Source organism: Acinetobacter sp. P37, from assembly GCF_057480965.1.
Genome location: NZ_JBLIYY010000001.1, coordinates 80,195 through 102,740, shown reverse-complemented (window position 1 = coordinate 102,740; position 22,546 = coordinate 80,195). Strand labels below are relative to the sequence as shown.

The 22,546-nt window shown below is 38.4% G+C and carries 22 protein-coding genes; 18 read left to right on the top strand and 4 right to left on the bottom strand.

Annotation, left to right across the window (positions count from 1 at the left end; translation table 11 throughout):
• The first annotated feature begins 391 nt into the window (after window positions 1-391).
• The 7 genes from AC25JC_RS00505 to AC25JC_RS00475 all read left to right on the top strand — a co-directional run bounded on the left by AC25JC_RS00505 (window position 392) and on the right by AC25JC_RS00475 (window position 7,346).
• Window positions 392-553: a hypothetical protein gene (locus tag AC25JC_RS00505; RefSeq protein WP_486923255.1), complete on the top strand. Its 162-nt coding sequence runs from the start codon at window positions 392-394 to the stop codon at window positions 551-553.
• Between the two features lie 93 nt (window positions 554-646).
• Window positions 647-1,471 (top strand): hypothetical protein, encoded by an 825-nt coding sequence (locus tag AC25JC_RS00500; RefSeq protein WP_180115787.1) that lies wholly within the window; start codon window positions 647-649, stop codon window positions 1,469-1,471.
• A gap of 102 nt (window positions 1,472-1,573) precedes the next feature.
• A complete protein-coding gene (locus AC25JC_RS00495) occupies window positions 1,574-2,110 on the top strand; it encodes a hypothetical protein (RefSeq protein ID WP_486923254.1) in 537 nt (178 codons plus the stop codon).
• A gap of 61 nt (window positions 2,111-2,171) precedes the next feature.
• Complete coding sequence (locus AC25JC_RS00490) at window positions 2,172-3,239, top strand: tape measure protein (RefSeq protein ID WP_486923253.1); 1,068 nt, start codon at window positions 2,172-2,174, stop codon at window positions 3,237-3,239.
• A gap of 18 nt (window positions 3,240-3,257) precedes the next feature.
• Window positions 3,258-5,705 (top strand): hypothetical protein, encoded by a 2,448-nt coding sequence (locus AC25JC_RS00485; protein WP_486923252.1) that lies wholly within the window; start codon window positions 3,258-3,260, stop codon window positions 5,703-5,705.
• Window positions 5,706-6,000: 295 nt separating this feature from the next.
• Window positions 6,001-6,342: a phage tail protein gene (locus tag AC25JC_RS00480; protein WP_486923251.1), complete on the top strand. Its 342-nt coding sequence runs from the start codon at window positions 6,001-6,003 to the stop codon at window positions 6,340-6,342.
• Between the two features lie 50 nt (window positions 6,343-6,392).
• A complete protein-coding gene (locus AC25JC_RS00475) occupies window positions 6,393-7,346 on the top strand; it encodes a phage tail fiber protein (RefSeq protein WP_180115783.1) in 954 nt (317 codons plus the stop codon).
• 45 nt (window positions 7,347-7,391) lie between these two features.
• Here AC25JC_RS00475 and AC25JC_RS00470 read toward each other — a convergent pair whose 3' ends face one another.
• Window positions 7,392-9,329, bottom strand: coding sequence for an acyltransferase family protein (locus tag AC25JC_RS00470; protein WP_486923250.1), 1,938 nt, complete (start codon window positions 9,327-9,329; stop codon window positions 7,392-7,394).
• A 150-nt stretch (window positions 9,330-9,479) separates the two neighbouring features.
• Here AC25JC_RS00470 and AC25JC_RS00465 point away from each other — a divergent pair, with 150 nt between their 5' ends.
• Together AC25JC_RS00465 and AC25JC_RS00460 are read left to right on the top strand one after the other, a co-directional pair.
• Window positions 9,480-9,794, top strand: coding sequence for a hypothetical protein (locus AC25JC_RS00465; protein WP_180115781.1), 315 nt, complete (start codon window positions 9,480-9,482; stop codon window positions 9,792-9,794).
• Between the two features lie 248 nt (window positions 9,795-10,042).
• Complete coding sequence (locus tag AC25JC_RS00460; RefSeq protein WP_486923346.1) at window positions 10,043-10,558, top strand: glycoside hydrolase family 108 protein; 516 nt, start codon at window positions 10,043-10,045, stop codon at window positions 10,556-10,558.
• A gap of 31 nt (window positions 10,559-10,589) precedes the next feature.
• Here the strand turns inward: AC25JC_RS00460 and AC25JC_RS00455 are convergent, their stop codons facing one another.
• Window positions 10,590-10,814: a hypothetical protein gene (locus AC25JC_RS00455; RefSeq protein ID WP_486923249.1), complete on the bottom strand. Its 225-nt coding sequence runs from the start codon at window positions 10,812-10,814 to the stop codon at window positions 10,590-10,592.
• A 241-nt stretch (window positions 10,815-11,055) separates the two neighbouring features.
• Between AC25JC_RS00455 and AC25JC_RS00450 the strand changes: the two genes are divergently transcribed.
• On the top strand, window positions 11,056-11,907 hold the full coding sequence (locus AC25JC_RS00450) for a 3'(2'),5'-bisphosphate nucleotidase CysQ family protein (protein ID WP_180115778.1): 852 nt from the start codon (window positions 11,056-11,058) through the stop codon (window positions 11,905-11,907).
• Window positions 11,908-11,976: 69 nt separating this feature from the next.
• The gene (locus AC25JC_RS00445) at window positions 11,977-12,720 is read left to right on the top strand and encodes a histidine phosphatase family protein (RefSeq protein ID WP_078188709.1); all 744 of its coding nucleotides are present in this window, start codon (window positions 11,977-11,979) and stop codon (window positions 12,718-12,720) included.
• An 88-nt stretch (window positions 12,721-12,808) separates the two neighbouring features.
• Here AC25JC_RS00445 and AC25JC_RS00440 read toward each other — a convergent pair whose 3' ends face one another.
• A complete protein-coding gene (locus AC25JC_RS00440) occupies window positions 12,809-13,252 on the bottom strand; it encodes a hypothetical protein (RefSeq protein ID WP_486923248.1) in 444 nt (147 codons plus the stop codon).
• Between the two features lie 444 nt (window positions 13,253-13,696).
• Between AC25JC_RS00440 and AC25JC_RS00435 the strand changes: the two genes are divergently transcribed.
• Window positions 13,697-16,291, top strand: a complete 2,595-nt coding sequence (locus AC25JC_RS00435) for a M66 family metalloprotease (protein WP_486923247.1) — start codon at window positions 13,697-13,699, stop codon at window positions 16,289-16,291.
• Between the two features lie 104 nt (window positions 16,292-16,395).
• Here AC25JC_RS00435 and rpsT read toward each other — a convergent pair whose 3' ends face one another.
• On the bottom strand, window positions 16,396-16,662 hold the full coding sequence (gene rpsT / locus AC25JC_RS00430; protein ID WP_078188707.1) for a 30S ribosomal protein S20: 267 nt from the start codon (window positions 16,660-16,662) through the stop codon (window positions 16,396-16,398).
• Between the two features lie 215 nt (window positions 16,663-16,877).
• Between rpsT and AC25JC_RS00425 the strand changes: the two genes are divergently transcribed.
• From AC25JC_RS00425 to AC25JC_RS00400, 6 genes are all read left to right on the top strand, one after another.
• On the top strand, window positions 16,878-17,543 hold the full coding sequence (locus AC25JC_RS00425) for an NAD(P)H-binding protein (RefSeq protein ID WP_180115776.1): 666 nt from the start codon (window positions 16,878-16,880) through the stop codon (window positions 17,541-17,543).
• 10 nt (window positions 17,544-17,553) lie between these two features.
• A complete protein-coding gene (gene rraA / locus AC25JC_RS00420) occupies window positions 17,554-18,066 on the top strand; it encodes a ribonuclease E activity regulator RraA (RefSeq protein WP_180034795.1) in 513 nt (170 codons plus the stop codon).
• A gap of 147 nt (window positions 18,067-18,213) precedes the next feature.
• Window positions 18,214-18,993 carry a glutathione S-transferase N-terminal domain-containing protein gene (locus tag AC25JC_RS00415; protein WP_486923246.1) on the top strand — a complete coding sequence of 260 codons (780 nt, stop codon included), beginning with the start codon at window positions 18,214-18,216 and terminating at the stop codon, window positions 18,991-18,993.
• A gap of 225 nt (window positions 18,994-19,218) precedes the next feature.
• Window positions 19,219-19,902 (top strand): response regulator transcription factor, encoded by a 684-nt coding sequence (locus tag AC25JC_RS00410; protein ID WP_078188703.1) that lies wholly within the window; start codon window positions 19,219-19,221, stop codon window positions 19,900-19,902.
• A 53-nt stretch (window positions 19,903-19,955) separates the two neighbouring features.
• Window positions 19,956-21,794 carry a sensor histidine kinase gene (locus tag AC25JC_RS00405; RefSeq protein WP_486923245.1) on the top strand — a complete coding sequence of 613 codons (1,839 nt, stop codon included), beginning with the start codon at window positions 19,956-19,958 and terminating at the stop codon, window positions 21,792-21,794.
• Window positions 21,795-21,817: 23 nt separating this feature from the next.
• Window positions 21,818-22,513: a hypothetical protein gene (locus tag AC25JC_RS00400; protein WP_486923244.1), complete on the top strand. Its 696-nt coding sequence runs from the start codon at window positions 21,818-21,820 to the stop codon at window positions 22,511-22,513.
• The last annotated feature ends 33 nt before the right edge of the window (window positions 22,514-22,546 follow it).

The window sequence follows — 22,546 nt, the reverse complement described above, 5'->3', positions numbered from 1 at the left end:
AGAAGATCCGCGAAAAGCAAGGGCGCAAGCTAGATGATGCGCCTGAGTTTAGTTATATAGCTCATGCTATTTTGAGTGCATTCAATGTAATTGCACGTGGGCGCTCATATCATCCTGTGACTATGCCGTTAGATGGTAGCCATATCAATGCTTATCTTGAGCTGTACGAAGTGCCTTGTGAGCTTCATATCTTTGTTGAGTGCATATTTGCATTGGATAATCTTTTTTTGGATGGAGTTAGGGGAAAAAAATAAAATTTAATTCAATGAGATATAAGAAAATCTAACGAAATATGCAATAAAATTAGTATGTTACGTTAATATTGTGCTTGATGTATAATGCTATGTATGTAATATTGGTTTCTCCCTAAGCTTAAAAAAGGAGAATAGTAATGACTAAGATTGTGGGGAGCGTAGGCGCATTATGGTTGTTGGTGTGCGCTATTGCGCTTAGTTTTAATGCCCCATTACCATTTAGTGGTGCAACACAGGATTTTGGCTCAAAAGCTCGCGTTGTTACTGATGCATTTGTGGAAGCACAGTTGAATAAGTAAAAGTTTAGTTCTATGGAAACCACCCTGCGGGGTGGTTTTTTGTTACTACAAACGATATATATTAAAGATTCTTAAAAAATATTAAGGCTAACGATGAATGGTATATCTACATTCCTTCAATTAAATTCAGCGCTAATCACTGGCCTGCTAGGCTTGTTCGGAGCTTTGGCTGGTGTAATTATTACGAATTATTACAACTCAAAGAATAGTGATAAAAAAATCAATTTTGATTTAATGGACAAAGATCGAGAACGAAAATTTAACCTTAGAAAAGAAATATACTTAGAAGCTGTTGATTCGATTGTTGATTTCGAGGCAATGCTAGGAGCTGTAGCAACAGCACCATCCCTTGATGAGTTTAATGATTTTCATAGGGAACAAACAAAAAAGTTGAAAAAATTAGAGCTAATAAGTGATATGGATATATCAATAAAGGTTGCTGATTTAAGTGCTCACTTCCGCTATCTCATAAACTATATTTTAACTGCGAAGGAACCAATCTTTAAAATTGAAAGAGAATTAGATGAACTGATGGAAAAAATTAATGAAATTGGTAAAAAAGTTGAGTGGTTTGATAACGGGGGTGCTAAATCTTATAACGCTAAAGCTGGAGAAGAAGCAAAGTTAGAATATTTAATGAATATTAAATTGGGACAAGAGCTTAGCGCGGAGAGTTCAGAAAAGGTAAAGCTATTATTTCATGAGCAACATAAACTAGCGATGTATCTACTGGACTACTTTGACAATATTTCTGGATTGATTGGAACCATATACAAAGGTTTTAGAGCAGATTTTGGTCTAGATTTGTTTGATTCGAATCGCCATGATCTTAGTGATCAAATAAATTTAAAACAAAAAATTAATTCAAACTTTCAAGAGGCAATGGGAGATGCTAAAAATAAAATATCTTCATTGTAGTTTGGTTTTTGGTGCCGATTAGAGTTTCAAAGAATACTCTTCGGAGTGGTTTTTTTGTACATAAATTAGTATCTTGTTCTAAATTATATATTTGGGGTGGGTATGAAATCGGTTGTTATATTGCTATTAAGTCTGGGCGGCTCTAGCGCATTTGCTAACGACCTTTACACACTAAAAGACCGGGATGGAAATTCCATCTTAAGCTCAATGGAAAACCCTGATGCAGAATATAGAAACTTTGTTGTGGATAAGAATACATACACAACAAAACCAAAACCTGAAGACTGGAATTTAAATTGCACAAAAGATAGGTTTAGTGGTACTAAATCTTGTACGTTAAGTAAGCCATATAATGCACTATTAGTGGGAATACATGGCGGACGACATAGTGTTTATATTGGTCGAAATCACTTTCCACGCACTCAGAGCGTCATAAAAATTGATAACATTGCTCCAATTTATGGCTATGAAGGATCGAGCAACACTCCGCAAAAAGTTATTGAGCAAATGAAAAAAGGGAAAGTTGCTTACACGCGATATAAAGAATGGCCTTATGAATATAATCAAGATGGTGAAACCGACTTAACTGGATTTACTGAAAAATACAATGAGATGCTAGAAGAGTACAAAAAGCTCTAGTCAATATAATCAAACTAACCTCGCTTTATGCGGGGTTTTTTATTGCCTGCAGGAAAGCAAAATGACCACACAACTAAGCCGTTTAGTGATTGAGATTGACTCCCGCAATGCTTTACGCAACGCACAAGCCATTGGTAGAGAGCTTGAAAATATTGATAGAAACGGCACACACGCGTCGCGCTCTATGGATAGTGTGTCTGTAGCTACCCGTCAACTTGCTGGGCACATGGCAGGACTACTAACTGTTGGTGCGGCAGTAGCAAAAATGGATGCCTATACTGGCATGCAAAATAGGTTGAAACTAGTTACAGAGTCACAAGAGCAATTAAATCTAGCAATGAGTGATACTTTCGTTATTGCTCAAAAGTCCTACCAATCATGGGATTCTGTGATTCAGGTATATCAGCGCTTTAGTGATAATGCGAAAACACTAAAAATTGATATGGCTAAAACAGCCGAATTAACAGAAACAGTTTCGAAAGCTGTTGCAATTTCAGGTGCAAGCACTCAAGCAGCTGAAGCAGCATTAACTCAATTTGGTCAAGCGTTGGCCTCTGGTACATTGCGTGGTGAAGAACTCAACTCGATTCTTGAACAAACGCCAGCTTTAGCCAAAGCAATTGCTCAGGGTATGGGTATTACAGTCGGGCAACTCCGCTCTGTGGCTGCTGAAGGTAAAATTACTGGTGAAGTTCTCGTTGATGCCTTAGCAAAATCAAAAGAATCAGTAGATGAATTATTTGCAAAAACCGATGTGACAATAGGTCAGTCGCTTCAGCTGCTAAGCAATGAAGTCACTAAATTTACAGGTGAAGCTGGTAAAGCTTCGGGTGCTGCAACCACTCTAGCTAATGGAATTCAATTGCTGGCGAATAACCTTGATGCTATCGCAGGCATTGCCATGGTTGGTGGTGCGGCATTACTTACCAAAACCATTCTTGCTCAAGCAGTGGCTATTCGCGGAACAATCTCTGCTACTCTGGAACGTCGCGCAGCAGATACAGCAGCCCTGCAATCTCAGATTCAATTGGCTGCGGTGGAGGTGCAACGTACTCGTCAAGTAGCAGCATTAGCACTTACTGAGATCAATCTAGCTCGTCAGGAGCTTAATAGTGCCACAACGCGCTAAGCACGTGCAGCGGCAACCATGCGATTGACTCAAGCGGAAATTGCACACAACATCGCCATTAAGCAGAGCACAGCAGCCGTAGTCACTCAAACTGCTGCTGAAAATGCACTAAATGCTAGCCGTTCACGCGGAGCTATGTTGCTTGGTTTGGTTGGCGGCCCAATTGGTGCAATCACAATCGGTGTGGCTGCATTAACTGCAGGATACATGTATCTTCAAAAACGCACAGCAGAAGCAAATGCAAAACTTGAAGAACAAGGCAAGGTAGCTGAGAAGACCAAGGAAGAACTTTTGGCTCTAAAAGGTGTTCAGCTTGATGTTGCTAAAGATGATTTGGCAGCATCATTTGAAGACCAGAACGACAAATTGAATAAGTTGAACTTGTCGTTTAATGGCTTTATTCGCACAGTTAAAAATGCGAATGCTGGCAATAAAGAGGTCCGTGAAATCTCAGATCAGGTGCACAAAGGATTGATGTCACAAGCTGATGCTATCGAGAGATTAAACAAACTAAAACTATTAACACCTGAGCAAAAATCCCAAGGTTTGGATTTAATTAAGAGTTACGAGGAGGCTAGGGTTAAAGCACAGCAAAATGCAGATGCTCAAAAAACTTTAGGTCAGCAGGTTACTTTATCTGGTAATGCTGCATCTAATGCCGTTGGTAAAGTAAACGATAATACCAACGCTATGTATAACAATGCTGATGCAGCGAACGCAGCAGCAGATGCACAGTCCAAGTACATTTCAAACCTACAGAAGGGTGCCGCACAGACCATTATGACCAACAAGCTAATTGCTAAAGGTTGGAATATTGAGCGTGCAAAAATGGCATCACAAGCAGCCTTTGAAAATGGAGGGAAGGTTTCAGCAAAAGATATTCAGATTATTGACATGAATATTGCTGCAAATAAAAAACTACAAGCCTCTGAGGATGCAATTACCAATGCTAAGAGAGGATCGGCTAAAGCAGCGAGTGCAGCTTTGTCACAACATCGGAAGGATGCAAAAGAAGCAGATCGCGCAGATGAAGAACAACGCAATCTAAGAGAGCAATACATTTATGCTTATGCTGATAGAGAGAAGCAGATTGAACTAAGTCTATCCAAAGAAATAAATGAAATTCGCAAGGCGAATTTTGCCAATCCGGAACCATTCTTGGAGGCAGCAAATAAGCGCGCATATTATGAAAAGCAAATTTATTTATCTCAGCTACAATTTGAAATTAATGAATTTCAAATGAGTGAAGAGCAAAAGCTTAAATACTCTTATGATATAAAAAACTTACAACTTCATCAGAATTCGGAAATAACCGAGAAAAATAAAGAGATCGCTATTAATGCGCTCGAAAATCAATACCAACACGAACTCGGCCTCATCAAACTTGCCAAAGAGCAGCGGATTTTTCAGGCTGAACAGGCGATGTATCCAGAAATGGATGCTATTAGAAAGCGTTATGAGCTGGAGCGAGAGGAAATCATCAAGACTGCGAATATTTCTGATGGAGAAAAGGCCCGCAGGTTATCTGCATCTCAATTCAATCAAAAGCAGGAGGAGGGTGATGTTTTAATCAATACAACACTTAACTACAAGACTGCTATTGGTGAAGATGTGAGTGCTGACAGGGACTTTATTTATAGACAACAAGCCATCAACGACATGTACGAAAATGGCCTTATTAAGCAAAAGGAGTATGAGTCGCAGTCTTTGGAGTCAATGCGTCAGTATGAGCGAGATAAACAGGATTTATCACTAAACTCAATGAGTATGCTCTTATCTGCAACATCTTCAACTTGGTCTAGTATGACCTCACTTATTAAAGATTCGGTTGGGGAGCAGTCTAGTGTTTACAAGGGTATGTTTTTGGCTCAACAAGCTTTTGCGATAACTTCAGCAACTATCAATGCTTTTCAAGCATATAACCAAGTTCTTGCAAGCCCGTGGACATTTGACCCTATAAGTAAGCAAACAGCGGCAAGCGTTACGTTGGGTATGGGTATGGCAAATGTTGGAATGATTGCAGCCCAAACCATCGCAGGCTTTGCAACTGGCGGACATATTACAGGAAAAGGGACAGGAACGAGTGATGAGATTCCTATCATGGCATCTAATGGCGAGTTTATGTTTAAAACAGCGGCGGTTAAAAGTTTAGGCCTGGATGCTCTGAATTATATGAACGCTACTGGAAAGCTTCCAAACCAATATTCAGACGGCGGCCTAGTAAACCCTAAAGACACTTACCGTGTAGGCATGGGAACTGTAGATGCGATTGAGCAAGAAAATAATGTTTCAGGTGGTGATGTAAAAGTATCCCAAACGATTATTGTAAATACAGATGGATCGGCTAAAGTAGATACGCAAGGACAAAAGCAACTTGCTCAAGGTTTTCAGAATATGATGGAAACCTTCACTAGAAAGGAAATGCGCCAAGGTGGATTAATTTATAATTTTGTAAGAGGCCGATAGTGAGCGACTTAATAGACGATATACAGGGTAATTTTGTAATTCAAAATGCTGTGAATTACAGCATTATTAAATTTCTAGTTCAGAAGGGTGTTATTGATTTAGTGGAATTTCAAGAATTTATGAAGGATTAAGAGTTTGTTTTTAGAAAAGCTCTTAGTCCTGAACTTGCTGAAAAATTCTCCCAACAGTTTTCTGATGCTTTTCAATATGCAGCCATGAATGTTTCTGATGAAGAGTAGCTAGTAATATTAAAAGTTAAACCACCTTCGGGTGGTTTTTTTATTGGACGCAATATATGAGCAACCAAAAATTCACATGGTGCCAAGACTTAGAGGGTAATGCTCAAACTTCATCATTCAATACGCTTTCAAGCAAATTTGGGGATGGTTATGAGCAAAACATCTCTGTTGGTATTAACAATAGATTTGGGCAATGGCCCTATCAGCGTACGGCAAAAAAGGACGAAATTTTAGAAATTAAAGCCTTTTTTGAGGCGCATAAAGGCGCTGATTCTTTCTTGTGGGACTCACTACTAGATGGTGAAGTCCGAGTAAAAGCTGGCGAATACCAAATCTCTAAAGTGGGTGGATTAGTGTGGCGAATCTCAACAACATTCACCCAAGTCTTTTACCTTTGATTTAAATCAATTTCACGCCTCACATGTTGGGGTTTTTTTGTGAGAAAAATATGGCTAAGCAAACAATTAATCAAGGCACAGCACCTACTGGTGCAGGCGGTGATACGTTCCGAACAGGTTCGGCCAAACTACAAGCAAATGACGATGAAATTTATGCATTTTTAGGTGGAACGGGTACAGGCAATGCAAATCTACCTGCAGCTTTACCTGTTACTAAAGGTGGAACTGGTGCAACCACAGCAGCAATAGCACGGACAAATTTAGGTTTAACTATAACCACAACACATCAAGATGTAACAGCAGGCAGAGTTACAAAAGTTGGAGATTTTGGACTGGGAGGAAATAGCACAACAAATGTTTTCTCTATCGCTGATGAAACAGCCCTAACACCAGATATTAATTGTTTTGTACGCTCTGAAAATGCAGCTACAACGGCTTTACTTCCAAAATATTCAGTTGGCTTGTCCATGTCGCGTGGAGCTTCGGCAATTGCTCAGATTCTATTAGCGCCACTAGAAAGAAGAGCGTATCTGCGATTTACACATAACACCGTGGCATCTGGTGCTTGGGCGATGCATGAAGTTCTGCACAAAGGGAACACAGCGACAGATGGTAACGGATTTATTAAATCTGCATCACCAATTATTCAGTTATATGCAAACAAGATCGAACACAACGATGAAGCACAGCAGCAGAATATTTCTTTTGAAAAACTAGATGTTGGCAACTATCTCATCAAAGGATCGAGCGGTTTTGCTCAAGAGGGCTGGTATATCGAAACACCTAAAGATGCAAATGGTAATGTCCTATTTTCAGTGGTCTATGAAACTTTAGAAAATGGTGATATTTCAGTAAAAACTTATAAGAAAAAGTTTGATCTTGAAACCGCTTCTATTGTCGCTGATTTGGAAAATCCTGTGGATATTACTGCAGGTCGCTGGATTGATATCCGGTTAAATGAATCATCTACTAATATTGATGATCAAGAGAGTACCGAACCCTAGCCATTCTATGTTGTACATCCCGCTAAGGGATGTACAACATAGAGTTTATTTAAAAACTTCTTTAAACAAAGGAATTAGCTGTTCAGCACCATAAACGCTTAAATGATCGTCATCAAAATAAAGTGGTATTCCCTTTTTATCTGAATAACATTTTTCTTCATCACAGAAGTATTTTGTTGTATCCAAGATGTGTACACCACATTTTTTATTAGCCTCATCCTGCGCTTCAAAAGTAAGCTTACTTCTGCTCATGTAATCATCTTTAGAAATTGTAATTTTCTCTTTATTATTAAGGATTAATCTATGCCCTAAAACTTTAGGAACATTTACAGGGAATTCTGGAACAGGTCTAGTAACATATACTTCATGATTTTTAGCAAATTCACATAGTGTTTCAATATGAGCAGCTTTCATTGTTTGATGGTAATTTTGATCATAGCTTTCTGATGGTTTAGAAATATACCGAATAGGTTTATCAATAGTAGGGTCTCCATCTGCTGCGCCATGAAATAAAACATTTGTTCGATTAATGATTAACACTTTTGCATTGGGATAACTGCTAACTGATTTTTTTAAGTAGTATGAAATAGCTTCATCGCATTTGAAATCAGGGCTATTAATTTTCTTAATATTCTTAACAGTAGGGCAGCCAGAATATGTCCAGTCTAAGGCTGCACTTTCCACAGGCAATGAGCTTTGCACAGCTTGCATCATAGCTTCAGCATGACTGTCACCAATAACCAATAGTTTAATTTCACCTTTACCATAGTGACATTCTGGAAGATTTGATCCAGAGGAAGGTTGGCATTCATTAAATCTTGGGTTACGTTCCGCATTCTTTGTAGTGGTTTGTTTTACATCTTCACTTAATCTATTTGGTAAGCCATTATTTACATATATAAAGCTAAGTAATGCTATCGGAATAAATATATATATTAAAGTTGCAGCACAATTTTTAAAAATTGAAAGATTTGATAAATATTTACGAGTAGGATTTTCAATGAATTTATATGATATCCACCCGAGAACTACTGATAAAATTATTGCACAGCAGCTGAAAAATATACTGCTAGATTTTTCAAAATAAGCTAAGTAAAAAACTATTGGCCAGTGCCATAAGTAGATAGAATACGACGTATTACCTAGAAACTGAGCAGCTTTATTATTCGTAAAGAAAGAATTATTATTTGCTAATAGTATTAAAAAAGTGCCAATAACGGGAACAAGTGCATTGTAACTAGGCCATAAAGTTTTCCCAGTGAATAAAAATAATGATAAAAAGATTAAGATAAATCCCGTTTTTTCTAATACATTTTTAGTATGGTTTTTGAGTTGTATCTTATCAAAGTAAAGAAAAATCAAGCCGCCTGCCATCATTTCCCATGCACGTGTGGGAAGTAGATAAAATGAAGCTGAAGCGTAGTTTTTTGTGAAATAAATTGATAGTAATAAGGACGATAGAAAACCAATTAAATATACAATTTTTAAACTATTTAAGTTCTTTACCAACTTTCCAGTTATAAACAAGAATATAGGTAAAATTATATAGAACTGCCATTCAACCGATAATGACCATGTGTGTAAGAGTAACTTTTCATGAGATACGGCATCAAAATATCCAGATTCTCTAAAATATTGAATATTAGATAAAAAGCTTAGACTAGCTATAGAGTGTTGAGAGTAATCTTTAAACTCTTGAGGCAATAAAGTAAACCAGCCAATTACTCCAATAATAGTAATTAATACTGCAAGTGCAGGAATGATTCTATTAGCTCTTGATAAGTAAAATTTAATAAAATTGAAAGAATCCTTTTCTAAACCTTTTACAATAATTTTGGTCATCAATAAACCAGAGATGACAAAAAATATATCAACGCCGACAAAACCACCGCTGAAACCAAAAATATTAAAATGGAAAAGAACAACAAAGGCTACGGCGTAAGCTCTAAGGCCGTTTATATCGTATCTAAAGTTTGAACTCATAATATATTGTGTTTTTCTATAAAATCTGCCTGATTTTATAGATTAAAGATTAAAAGTGGAATGTTTTTTAGTTACACAACAAACCACCACAAGCCCTAGCGCCTAATAAGCCTAGGGCTTTTTTAATGTCAAAAAATCAGGGGAGCAGCAGTGAATGAACCAAGTACTGCATTGTGGAAAAAATTAAATGAAGTAGCTGAAAAGCTACAGAAAGTATCAGAGCAGCTGATTGAAACAAACACGCTTAATAAAAGTTACCACCAAGCACTTGAACAGCAGCGCGTCAAAGTAGAAGCGCTTGAACAGCAGAATCATATCCATCAAGGCGCTATTTCAATGTTGCGTTGGGGGATGGGGTTTGTTCTTGGTGTAGCGATTTCAGGCGGTGCATGGACGATCAATTCAATTAATCAGCTAAAGCAAGACGTAGCAGTTATGCAGAGTCATCGAGAGGACAACAAATGAAATTAATATCAGATAATCCATTGAAATATTTATCAGTAAAGTGGCCGTTATGGGGGGCTATTATATTGGGTTTGCTACCTACAGTTTTACAACAAGGCATGGATACGCAAGTGATACCAGCCGAATACCACACCGTACTTCTATCAGTTGTCTTGCCAATTTTGAGTTATTTCGGCAAAAAGAAATATCAACCTGAATTGCACCCCGAGCCAACATTATTAGGCTTTGCCAGCATCCTTGCAGATTCAATTTCATTTGACGAAGCATTTCATCGTCTGGTCGGGCACGAAGGTGGATATAGCACAGATAAACGAGATCCGGGTAACTGGACAGGCGGCAAAGTGGGTGTTGGTACACTGAAAGGAACTAAGTTCGGTTTAGCTGCAAATACATATCCAAACCTTGATATTAAAAATTTAAGTCTAGCTCAAGCAAAGCAGATTTATAAAAAGGATTGGTGGGACAAGCTGGGAGGTCATGGCCTGCATTCTGCTATTACTTTTCAGCTTTGGGATTTCGCAATTAATGCAGGGAAGAACAGAGCAATCATTGAATTACAGCAAGTAGCTGGCGTCACCGCTGACGGTATTATTGGCCCGAAAACAATTGAAGCGGTGAATGCATTAGATCTTAATGATGTATTGCTATCATTGACTGCTGAACGTTTGAAGTTCTACACTTCACTTAGTAAATGGCCTACCTACGGCAAAGGTTGGACGAATCGGGTAGCAGATAACTTGAAGTATGCTGCACAAGATAATTAAAAGAAAAGCCCTCGATGAGGGCTTCTTTAAATTACTCACTAACTATCTCCACACCTTCCCAAAATTCACCCTTCTTTTTCGCCAAAAAAATATTAGCATCTCTAACGCTCATAAAATATTTGGCTTTCTCATAATCATTGGTCCAGCACCAACCTGAATGATCTACAAAATTCACTTCTGACAATTCCCAGTAATCAAGATCCTCTTCTTGTTTTACATAAGAGAGGTACTTTTTATTTTTTTTCATATCGATCATGTGTTGCTACCACTTCATTAGTAATACTTAGATTATATAATTTCAAAGTATTAAATTAGTTCTTTTTGCTTATACTTAATCAGAGCAGATAATTAAATGTGTACAAGATTGTGTACATAAAAACTTATTTTAGAGTATTTTTTATAAATAAATATTTTAAATTAATGGTTTATTGAGATATCCGTCCATATCGAAAATGATCGTCGGCTTTTCTGAGTAATTTGGCATATAAAGGTATTCTATGTTTAAAACAACAACAGCACCGCAAGACCCACTGATTTTACAGTTGGTTCCCATTGTGACACAAGCTTGCGAAATTTTGCGAGAAGAATATCAGCGTTATTGCTCAGGTGCGGATTTTGATGTGGAACATAAAAGTGATGATTCACCTGTAACGCAAGCTGACTATCGTGCAAATAGCTATATTACTCAAGCATTATCCAAAGTTTCTAACTTGCCTGTATTGTCAGAAGAAGGTGACAAGTTTGAACGTATGCAATGGCAAAAATTTTGGCTGCTTGATCCTTTAGATGGTACCAAAGAGTTTTTACATAAAAGACCTGAATTTACCATTAATCTGAGTTTGGTTGAGGGTGCTAATACTACCTTTGCCATATTGGCAATTCCGGGGGAATATAGTGTATATATTTGTCCTTTTGCAGGATTTCCATTGAAATATGATAGCCAGTCAACCACATGGTATGAATATGTTCAAACCTCTGTAGAGAATGTCGTACACGTTGGCTTGAGTCAAAGTGCTAAAAATAAGCCGATTTATACGGATTATTTAGACGCTTTAGAAAAACTTAGTCCTTATCAGGCATACCATGCTGGTAGTGCATATAAGTTTTGTATGATGTTAGAAGATCGAGTGGATATTTACCCGCGTTTTCATCCGACTTGTGAATGGGATACGAGCGCTGGACAATGTTTAATCGAGCGTATTGGTGGTGGTTTGGTTGATTTTAAAGGTCGCGCTTTTTTATATAACCAGCGCAAGACTTTATTAAATGGTGGATTTATTGCATTTAAAAATGCCGAAATGAAAGAATTGGCCTTAAATGCTTTGGCAAACATGCCTGACAAAACTTGAGCTAAATCGGGTTCATGCTATAGTGTCTGCACACTCCGTTAAATCTCCTGCATATAAGAACTGTCAATTATGGCCCTAGATTTGCTCCCTCCTAGTATGCTGAAAGCAATAGACTTATTGCCGGATGAAAAGACGCCTGTAACATTGTTTACACGTCATTCCATTCGTGAAGTTGTACAAGGACAGGGTTTGGCCGGTTATGACTTACAACTGACCCATCAAGGACGAGATTTAGCCGAAGCGTGGGGTAGCTATTTGGTTGAAAATACCGATCGTGTTATTCAACACTGTATTTCTAGTCCAATTCAGCGCTGTGTGGATACGGCAGCATTGATGATTCAAGGTGCAGATAACGTCACGATTGAGCCAAATACCCACCATATCGAGATCATTGAACAAGGATTATTGGTCGAGCCGGGAAGTTTTGTGCTGGATATTAAAAAAGCAGGACCATATTTTCAAAAGCAAGGTGCCTTGGGCTTTATCAATAGTTTTGTGAATAATGCTTTGCCGGGTATGAAACAGCCCATTCATGGGGTGGTAGATGTTTTGGAGTTGATTTACAACACTCATCCAACCAATGATTATGGTCTGAGTCTAGCGGTGAGTCATGACACGATTTTGGCTGCAATTCTTGCCATTATTTCAGGTAAAAATATCGTGACACGCGAAGATTGGCCTAAAATGATGGAAGGTTTATTTGTTTGGTTTGAAGGAGATGTATTCCTTGAGTCAAAACTGAAATGGATTTGGCGTGGTGAACTAAATGAATTAAATATTCGTGAATTTCAGCAAGCTGAACAGCAACTTTAAGAAATTTTGCTAATAATAAAAAAATTATAAAAGGCATCCATGTGCGGATGCCTTTTTTATCTGTTTCAGTATTTCATTAAATAAAAGATTAAATATTGGCTTTAATTCGTGCAGGGTATTGATTTAAATCAATACTTGAACCGTCGTCACTATAAGGCCAGCGGCTAGTATTGACAGGGAGATGTTGTTGGTGGATTCGACTATATTTGTCAGCGGCAATCAAAGTCGCAATGTCATGATCTTTAATGCTATACGCTTGCACGAGTTCAGCTGGATATTGTGTGCGTTCAAAAAATTCAGCTTCTGTTTCCCCTTGATGCAGTGCAAAGATACGTTCTACAGCTGGTAAGTACACGCCATATGCTAACCATGAGTCTACACCTTGAGAGGCTTGAATCTCAGCGGTCGATTTCATATTTGAAATGACTTTACCTAAAATGTCTTTTTCACCTTTAGTTGTAAAATATTCAATATATTGATTTTCTGCTTCTGCAAATTTTTCTAATGATGGCAAAAATTGGTTAATCGACATTTTTATCCCTCTTTTCATTTGTACAGCAATGGCTGCCTAGGATGAAAATTAAAATACCATAAAAAATATATGGGATTAAGCCATTTCTTAAAATTTTTATTTACAAAGTTTCTAAAAATATCCTGACAATTTCTGTCGGGAATATACGATTGTATTAACAGGTCTACATCTTAATTTTAGTTGAAAAGTGAAATACCTGTCACATTAATAATGATTCTACCAATACAAAATATTTAGATTTTATTTGAATTGTTAATAAGTGACAAAACACGGCAATTGAATGATTAAAAAAAAGAAAATAGCATTAACTTTGTTATAAATTATTGATTTATATATTTTATGTAAGTCTCTTTATTGGATTTTATTGTGGCTAATTGGGGAATAGTAGTGAAAAGTGTGATAGATTTTTCATATAACAAATTATCAATTTGTATTGTGTTATTAATGTTAGTTGCTTGTGGTGGTGGAGGCGGTGGTAATAGTTCAGGTGGCTCTGCATCAACTGCCAGTTATCCAGAACCGACCCAAGACATAGTCGATGATACCAGTATTGGCTTTTATGACTACGATGCAAATGATGCTGTTCGTGAAATACGAAATGATTTAGTCGGCAACTTTTCAGCGCAAGTTCAATTTGGTCAAAGTCATGTCGTCGATCCGAATGCGAACGAAGCCAAGAAAATGCCACGGTTAACCAGTGAAAAAGAAGCGCTGCTTATCGTGACGCCAACACTTGATATGCAAAACATCAAGCAACTCAAAGTAGAAATCTATCAAAACAATCGCTTAATTCGTACCGCGACATTGGATGATCCGACGCAAATGCCTGTTTCAGACCAGAGTGGGCAAAGAGGTCGTCCAGATGTTTGGTACAGTAAACGCGCGTGGACCACGAAGCTCAATTGGGATGAAGTTAAACCCGGTCTAAGATTAAAATTTATTGACGCAAATAAAGTCAGCGGTGAATTGGCTGAGGATAAAATCGATTTTGCTGCACCAGGTGAATTGGTTTTAAATAATATCCGTGTTGGTATGTTGGCAGATAAGCCAAATTCTACCGGTCACTATATGCTGCTTGAGCCTGAAAAAGCGGGTACCGATTATTTCCAAACCATTCCTGCAGCAGAAATGACCGTTGCACAATATGATGATATGCAGTTAACACGTGCAATGGTTTCCTCAGGTGTTATTTATGACAGTAAAAGTGCCGGAGATGGTGGTGTTTATGCAGGAGACATGCGTGAGGATGTCGGTAAATCAACCTTTAGTGTTGGTATAAACCTTGCTAACTGGGGTATTACCAGTGCATCTATGGCCAATCAAAGTCAGCCACAATTAACCCAAACAGTAGTTGTCCATCATACGAAGGGGAACTATGCCAATGGTGTGCATACTCATGGACTGAGTGGTGGTAATGGCATGCTCACGCTTTATGATTCTGTAGGGAATGAATTTAGCCATGAAATTGGCCATCACTATGGTTTAGGACATTACCCTGGTCAGGTAGGTGACAATCTATTTTGGGCTGCACATCATGCGGACAGTGGATGGGGTTATATTGCCAATCGCAATATAATGCGCGGAAATCTATCATGGACGGCGACATGGAAGTGGGATGGAGCGAATGGTATCCCAAATTTTAAAAATTTGTTCCCGTACGGAAAAGATGCCATGTCCGGCGGGTATCCTGATAGTAATGTATCACGCTACACACACTATACGGGTTACAGCACATTCCTGAAAATTCAACCGCACTTTGACCGTTATGTCTGGGATGAAACATCACCTACCGGCTACAAAAAGTGGAATAAAACCACTCGTGAAATGGAAGTCGCTCAACCGAAGATGCCAAATTCTACGGCTCCGGTTTGGTATAACGCAGATCAAAATTATCCACGACCACGGGGCTTTGGTCAGCCCGTAATTACCATTTTAGGGGGCTATGATCCAGTCAATCAAGTTGGTTTGTTGTATCCTGCGGCACGTTCAAACTGGGGTAATGTGTATGACTTAAATGCTGCCAATACCGCTTTGGATCAAGCGGCATGTTGGTTGAATGTGCAATACACGAATAAAGTCAACAATATTGCTTTAGCAGCTGTACGACTAGGTAGTAATGCCAATAAACTGCATGTCAATTTAGCTTTGGCAGATCAACCACAGAAGGTCAATTTATATTGTAAAAAAGCAGGTGAAGAAGCCAAATTATTAGCAAATATTGATATTCCAGTTTACAGCACAGCGATCAAGCCGGCCGTCAAAATTGGACGTCAGCATGGTTATAGTGCTTTGCGTGCTATCGAACTTCCTCAATTAGAAAGTGCTTTGGAAGCGCAAGCTGCAAATGCTGTTGTTGCTCTTAATCCAACTGAAAAAATGCTGTATGAGTCATATAAAAATGACAAGTCATTGATGAATAGTGTGGCGCGTCAGCAATTAACCCGTTATGAGTCGCAACAAAACACAGCATACCGACTAAATCGTTGGATGAATGTGTATGCACAAGACCTAACCAATCAAGTACCCGAGGCGCAAAGCGCGCTCGAAGCATTTATGAAAAAGCTTTCAGTCACTCAAGAAGGTATGTTTGAGCAGGCAACATTGATCAAAAATGGTAACAACTGTTTGAAATCTGAAACCTTAACTGATGGAACATTAAATTTATACATCAGTGGCCCAAGCGGTTGTACGGCGGATGATACTGAACAGTGGGTATATGATGCCATTGGTCGTATACACAGTAAGTCAAATCCAGATCAATGTATTACAGGCAACGGTGGTTCAGCTAAAGTGACGCTAGAACGTTGCGTGTTAAACCAAACCAACCAAATTTGGACCATGGACCCTGCGACTACAACGATTCGTCAAAGTGGTCAATGTATGGATTTAAATACGGGACGTTTGCAAAATAACCGTGCGGATTTAATTCGATATAGCTGTACCAATGGTGGCAATCAACGTTGGACAAATTTGACAGCAAGCCAAAACTTATTATGGACATATTTATCAGCGACGAATATGAAACTGATTAATAAATAATCTGTAAATAGAAAATAAGGTCCATCGAGGACCTTATTTTTTTGCTTTTAAAAACCTATAGGTACAAAAAAAGCCCTAAAAAGGGCTTTTTTTATCGCAACAAATTAGTTAGCTAAAGCTTTAACTTGTGCATTTAAACGGCTCTTATGACGAGCAGCTTTGTTTTTATGGATGATGCCTTTATCAGCCATACGGTCAATTACAGGAACAGCTTTTTTGTAAGCTTCTGTAGCGACAGCATAATCACCAGCAGCAATAGCAGCTACTGTGCGTTTAAGATAAGTACGAACCATAGAACGTAAGCTTGCGTTGTGTTGACGTGCTTTAACGTTTTGACGAGCACGTTTTTTTGCTTGAGCAGAGTTTGCCACTCGTGCACTCCTTGAAATAGATTGGTCTGGGCGGGCTGAAATTACATCTGAAAACCAACATCAGAAGAACTATCACCAGCCCGTAAACAAGTGCCATATTGTGATTAAACTAAGCGCTTAAGTCAAGTCTTGACATGCTTTGACAACATTTTAGATGCAGAAAAATTTTAAAGAAAACGTTAGATTAGTCTAAAGTGATTGAGATTGTATGAAAAATGACTAAAAGTATAGAGAATGCGATTGTCATCGGAGCAACAGGATTGGTCGGGCGGGAATTGGTTCGTCAGCTCAGTCAAAATGCAAGATGTAAGAATATTACGGCTGTGGTACGTCAGCGTGACCATGAACTGAATGGACTGGCAAAAGTTCAACAAATGGTGATCAGTGACTTTCTTTCTCTGACTCAGGATGATGTGAGAGATTATAGTCATGCCTTTAGTTGTTTAGGCTCGACCATTAAAAAAGCAGGGTCTAAAGATCATTTTTATCAAATTGATTTTAGCATCAATGCGCATTTTGCTGAATTATTAGAATATACAGATACACAATTGATCATTGTCAGTGCTATGGGCGCTGACGCCAATTCCGCATTTTTTTATAATCGAGTCAAAGGGGAATTGGAATATTATTTAAAAACCTTAAAGTTAAATCAACTTTCGATATTAAAACCTTCGCTGTTACTTGGTGAACGTCATGAATCTCGACGTTTAGAAGATGCGACACAGAAACTTTATATGCGCTTTTCGCATTTTGTACCTGATCGTTTCAAATTTAAGCCAGTGACAGCACAGCAAGTGGCTCATACTATGGTCGAGGCGGCACAAACTCAGACTGAAAAGTTCGAGATTTATGATAATTTACGCATACTAACAATTAAATGAGGGAAATACCGTGTCTACAGTTCCATTCGTCACTTGTGATTTACTTGATGATCATCCAGACAAAGAATTACAAGTGGTGATCCCGTCTTTGGATGGTAAATTCTTTCAAAGTTATGGTGCACGAAAAAGTTTTGGCGGTCAGGTGGTGACGGTCAAATGTTTTGAAGATAACTCTCGTGTTAAAGAATTATTGGCAACCGATGGTACGGGTAAAGTATTGGTTGTGGATGGTGGCGCTTCGATGCGCTGTGCCTTGATGGGTGATATGATTGCTGAATCTGCAGTCAACAATCATTGGAATGGTGTCATTATTTATGGCTGCGTGCGTGATGTTGATGCGATTGCAGAACTTGATTTAGGTGTGCATGCTTTGGCTGCGATTCCACAAAAAAGTAACCGCAAAGGCGTGGGTGAAACAGATATTCCATTAAGTTTTGGTGGTGTAAACATTCAGTCTGGTGATTTTATTTATGCTGACAATAACGGCATCGTTGTTTCAAAAGAGCAATTGGTTGCTTTATAAGCGTACTTGAATTTTTAGTCGTGGAATGAAAGCGTAATTCTTGCTCATACATGACGATATAAATGTGAAAAAGAAAATACAAACATCAGCTGAGGACTCTCGGCTGATGTATAAAAATACGAAATAAAAAAAGAAAGGAAAAAAAGTATGTTGTTGCATCAATTAAAAGTGGCGCAAGCGTTGCTCTCAGGCGTAGCAGAGGGCGGACGTGGTACAAATGGGACGCCTTATCCGAAACAACCTGAAAAAGCCCTTAAACTGTACGAATTTGAAGGGTCTCCCTATTGTCGTCGTGTGCGTGAAGTTTTGACCACACTTAATTTGGATTATGAGGTTTACCCATGTCCCAAAGGGGCTAAAAAGTACCGTTTAGAGGTACAGAAATTAGGTGGAAAACAGCAATTCCCTTTCTTGGTGGATGACAATACTGGGGATCGTTTGTACGAATCTCAGCAAATAATTCATCATCTATTTAAACATTATGGCAAAACAGGTCAGACTCCTAAGAAGTATGCCAATTATCCTAAAATTCCGTATGTTGCCTATGTTGGAACCTTAATTAATGGGGCTCAAGGCGTGTGGGTGCACCGTAAAGTCATTCATCGTGATGCTCCATGTCAACTCTTAGAACTATGGGGTTTTGAAGCGAGTCCATATACACGCATCGTACGTAGCGCATTGTCTGAAATGGAATTGGCATATACCTTTCATAATGTGGCTAAGGAACGTTGGCAAGATCAGGGATTAGCGGTAATGCGCTTAAAACCTGGTAAATATGTACCCCTGAAAGGTGGTAAGCGTGAACAAGTGTTAAAAATCATGGGGAACAATATTCAAGTGCCATATTTGAAAGATCCCAATACTGGTGTTGAACTTTTCGAATCTGAAAAAATTGTGCAATATCTGAAAAAGCAATATTTGAGCTAATCTTACTCAAGTTTAAGCTAAGTGCAGTGTATAGTCAGACAGATGGCTATACACATATTGTAATGATAAATGGGTCTAAAATTAGAAGAAAAATGCATCATAGCTGCATCAATTGAATTAGAATAAATTATTAAAAATAAGAAATTTACTTAATTATAGGGATATCCTAAAAGGATTAAACTCATTAATGTAAAAGACATTTCATTTTTTCGGGGGAAGTAAATCATGTCACCACAAGAAGTCATACTACCCGTACCGGTGCTTGTCGTTGAAGATGAGGAAATTATTCAATTACGTTTACGTCAAATTTTGACGGAGCTGGGTTATAAGCGTGAAGAGCTTATCTTCACCAAAAATGTTAAAGAATCTATTCAAGCCGTAGAGACACAACCGATATCATTAGCCTTAGTTGACTTAGGTTTGCCTGATGGCAGTGGTATCGAAATTATTGAAAAAATACGTTCCCTCGAAAGTAATACTATGATCTTGGTTGTCTCTGCATGGAGTACACAAGAAAGCTTATTTGCTGCGATTAAAGCAGGTGCAACAGGCTATGTATTAAAAGAACGTGATGATGCTGAAGTACTTTTATCTATTCGGAGTATTTTACGTGGTGGGGCGCCGATTGACCCATTTATTGCACGAGAAATCCTAAAACAAATATCCGAAGCTGAAGCACCAAGTCCAGAACAAACAGTCGCCGATGAAGCAGATTTAAACCTGCTGACCAGTCGTGAAAAAGAAATTTTATGTTTGGTTGCTCAAGGTTTGAGTAATCGTGAGATTGCTGAACAGCTTTTTGTATCACGCTATACCGTAGAAAGCCATATTAAACATATTTACCGAAAATTAGCCGTAACGAAACGAACCAAAGCCGTGAGTACAGCAAGATCTATGGGTATTCTATAATGCGTAAAGGAGGATATTTTTTCTTATTTATCCTCTGTTTAGTATGGGGGAGCTTGAGTCATGCAGAGCAAGTTTTCCCTGTAAATGATCAATGTAATGTAACTGTGAATAGCATTTCACGGGTGAAGACACCATCCAATCAAGAATTACCCAGAACTGGATGGAAAACCACGCAATTACCTGACCGTTGGAAAGAAGATAAAGACTGGGAGGGTTATCAAGGTGGTGCTTGGTATAAATTAGACTGGTCTTGGTACTGTAAAAATAATGCGCGTTTGGCAGAACCCATCGCACTATATGTTGATTACATTATTAATACGGGTTCAGTCTTTCTGAATGGCGACTTGCTGTGGACCAATAAAAATCTTCAAGAACCGGTCTCTAAAAGTTGGAATGTTGCACGCTATTGGATTTTACCGATAAGTGGAATCAAGCATGATCATAATGAAACCTTGATCTATGTTTATGGCTACTCGAGTCTAAATGCAGGATTAGGACCAGTTAAATTTAACAATGTCATGGCAACAATAGAGCAGGCCGAAGAAGCCACTTGGACTCGTCGAACCATATTACAATTAAATATTTTTCTTTCTGGGGTCTTGGGTCTAATTTGCTTCATTATTTGGTTGATGCGTCGCAGTGATACGAGTTTTGGCTGGTTTGCGCTTTCAACGGTGTTGTGGATTTTATTTCTCAGTAATGCACTGACCACTGAAACCTTTCCGTACCCAGATTCAATATTTTCCACCAAAGCCAATCTGATTTTTGCAATGCTGTACTTTCAGTGTTTTAGTATCTATATCTTGCGCTTTCTTGGGCGTAAATTTCCACGCATTGAACTGTCGTTTACCATGCTGACAGCTGCACTGATTGGTGTGGTATGTATCTGGCCGTTTGAGCGAAATGCGGAAATTTCGAGCCTCATTTTCTTATTATATTGCAGCCTCTTTTTTATCACTTACATTTATCTTTGCTGGATTAGTTTTAAAGAAAAACGTAGAGACTACACTTTATTAGCACTTTGTTTGACTGCGATTATTGTGATGGTCATTGCAGACATCACAGTACTGGCCCTCTTTCCAAAACATGGTTTTACACCGTTATCTCCATTTACCTCACCGATTATTACCTTATTTATCGTGGTGATCTTGGGGGCGAGACTCAATCGGAATATACAGAAAATTGAAAAATATAATGATGATTTGGCATTTGAAGTTCAGAAAGTCAGTGATGAATTATGCAGTAGCTTGAATGATAAACATCAGCTTGAACTGAGTAATGTACGCTTACAGGAACGGATTAAATTATCACATGATCTGCATGATGGTCTGGGCGCATCTATTGTGCGCTCGATGATCTTGGTTGATCAGTGTGAAAGTAATATTCCAAACAGACAGTTCTTGTCGATGTTGAAATTATTGCGCGATGATTTAAGGCAAATTATTGATAGTGGATCATCTTTAGACAGTAAAGTGCCAGATTCACCTTTGCTCTGGATCGCACCTGTTCGACATCGCTTTAGTCAGTTGATGGATGAAGTGGAAATGAATGCCAAATGGTGTATTCCTTCGCAGTGGGCGATCAAACCAACGGCAATTCAGTGTCTGACTTTAATACGAGTGATTGAAGAAAGCCTGACCAATATTGTGAAACATAGCCAAGCAAATCATGTCAATGTCACGCTGTCACAGTTCGAGAATGGCGCATTGTTATTAACTATTGAAGATGATGGCGTAGGTTTCGATGTTGAGAGTGTTTCAAATCATGGCATGAGTATCGGGATGCGAAGTATGAAAATGCGTGTGGAGCGTATAGGCGGAAATTTCAAAATTCATTCTCAGCAAGGCTGTACCATTATTCAAACAGAAATTAATTTAAAATCAGCTGCATAAAATAATATGTTGAAATAATAAAAATGATGATCAATTCGATATTAAGTCATCTAAAGCGCATTGCATTGTTCTGCTGTGTCACTTTTATAGCAGCTTGTGGTTCGCAGGATCATGCGCCTAAATCAGGTGAGTATGGGCAGATTTTGTTCCAGCATGCGGTGTTAAGTACCGAAGAAATTCAACAATTACTCAGTGAAAGTCAAAGCGATACAAATACATTAAACACTAAAAAATTTGCAGTGGATTACACGGCGACATCGAGCCAAAACCCATATCGTGCAGTCTTGTTGGTCAAAGGTAGGGCAATGACCAGTGGTGAGGTATCTGTAAAATTTCAAATTGATAACTACAATGCCGCTATTCAACAAACCTCAAGCAATCTCATGCAAATGGATGCAGGTATTGATCAGGTTGAACGATTAGAAACATTGGATGCAGGACAAGATTTTATTTTTGTTATGGACGGTGCACCTTTTTCAGTCAATGCTGTCATTGATCCAAATAGTATGACCAGTCAACTAAGTTTGTTAGAGTCGAGGAATGTGGAGTTTCAAAGTATTGAATTACAAATTTGGCAAGGCAAAGGTAGTCAATACGGTGTAATGCGCTATCTGTGGTTTATTGGACTGGTGTTATTGATTGTATGGGTTTATCACGTCATCGTGGAAAAAAAAGCCGATCAAGTCGAAGATTTTTTAAATCGTAGAAAGCGAAAATAATGCTATTCAGCAGTATAAAAAGGGAGCATGACG

Coding starts and splice junctions, on each gene's coding strand:
- AC25JC_RS00505 (WP_486923255.1), top strand. CDS start 392: ATGACTAAGATTGTGGGGAGCGTAGGCGCATTATGGTTGTTGGTGTGC.
- AC25JC_RS00500 (WP_180115787.1), top strand. CDS start 647: ATGAATGGTATATCTACATTCCTTCAATTAAATTCAGCGCTAATCACT.
- AC25JC_RS00495 (WP_486923254.1), top strand. CDS start 1,574: ATGAAATCGGTTGTTATATTGCTATTAAGTCTGGGCGGCTCTAGCGCA.
- AC25JC_RS00490 (WP_486923253.1), top strand. CDS start 2,172: ATGACCACACAACTAAGCCGTTTAGTGATTGAGATTGACTCCCGCAAT.
- AC25JC_RS00485 (WP_486923252.1), top strand. CDS start 3,258: ATGCGATTGACTCAAGCGGAAATTGCACACAACATCGCCATTAAGCAG.
- AC25JC_RS00480 (WP_486923251.1), top strand. CDS start 6,001: ATGAGCAACCAAAAATTCACATGGTGCCAAGACTTAGAGGGTAATGCT.
- AC25JC_RS00475 (WP_180115783.1), top strand. CDS start 6,393: ATGGCTAAGCAAACAATTAATCAAGGCACAGCACCTACTGGTGCAGGC.
- AC25JC_RS00470 (WP_486923250.1), bottom strand. CDS start 9,329: ATGAGTTCAAACTTTAGATACGATATAAACGGCCTTAGAGCTTACGCC.
- AC25JC_RS00455 (WP_486923249.1), bottom strand. CDS start 10,814: ATGATCGATATGAAAAAAAATAAAAAGTACCTCTCTTATGTAAAACAA.
- AC25JC_RS00450 (WP_180115778.1), top strand. CDS start 11,056: ATGTTTAAAACAACAACAGCACCGCAAGACCCACTGATTTTACAGTTG.
- AC25JC_RS00445 (WP_078188709.1), top strand. CDS start 11,977: ATGGCCCTAGATTTGCTCCCTCCTAGTATGCTGAAAGCAATAGACTTA.
- AC25JC_RS00440 (WP_486923248.1), bottom strand. CDS start 13,252: ATGTCGATTAACCAATTTTTGCCATCATTAGAAAAATTTGCAGAAGCA.
- AC25JC_RS00435 (WP_486923247.1), top strand. CDS start 13,697: ATGTTAGTTGCTTGTGGTGGTGGAGGCGGTGGTAATAGTTCAGGTGGC.
- AC25JC_RS00425 (WP_180115776.1), top strand. CDS start 16,878: ATGACTAAAAGTATAGAGAATGCGATTGTCATCGGAGCAACAGGATTG.
- AC25JC_RS00415 (WP_486923246.1), top strand. CDS start 18,214: ATGTTGTTGCATCAATTAAAAGTGGCGCAAGCGTTGCTCTCAGGCGTA.
- AC25JC_RS00410 (WP_078188703.1), top strand. CDS start 19,219: ATGTCACCACAAGAAGTCATACTACCCGTACCGGTGCTTGTCGTTGAA.
- AC25JC_RS00400 (WP_486923244.1), top strand. CDS start 21,818: ATGATGATCAATTCGATATTAAGTCATCTAAAGCGCATTGCATTGTTC.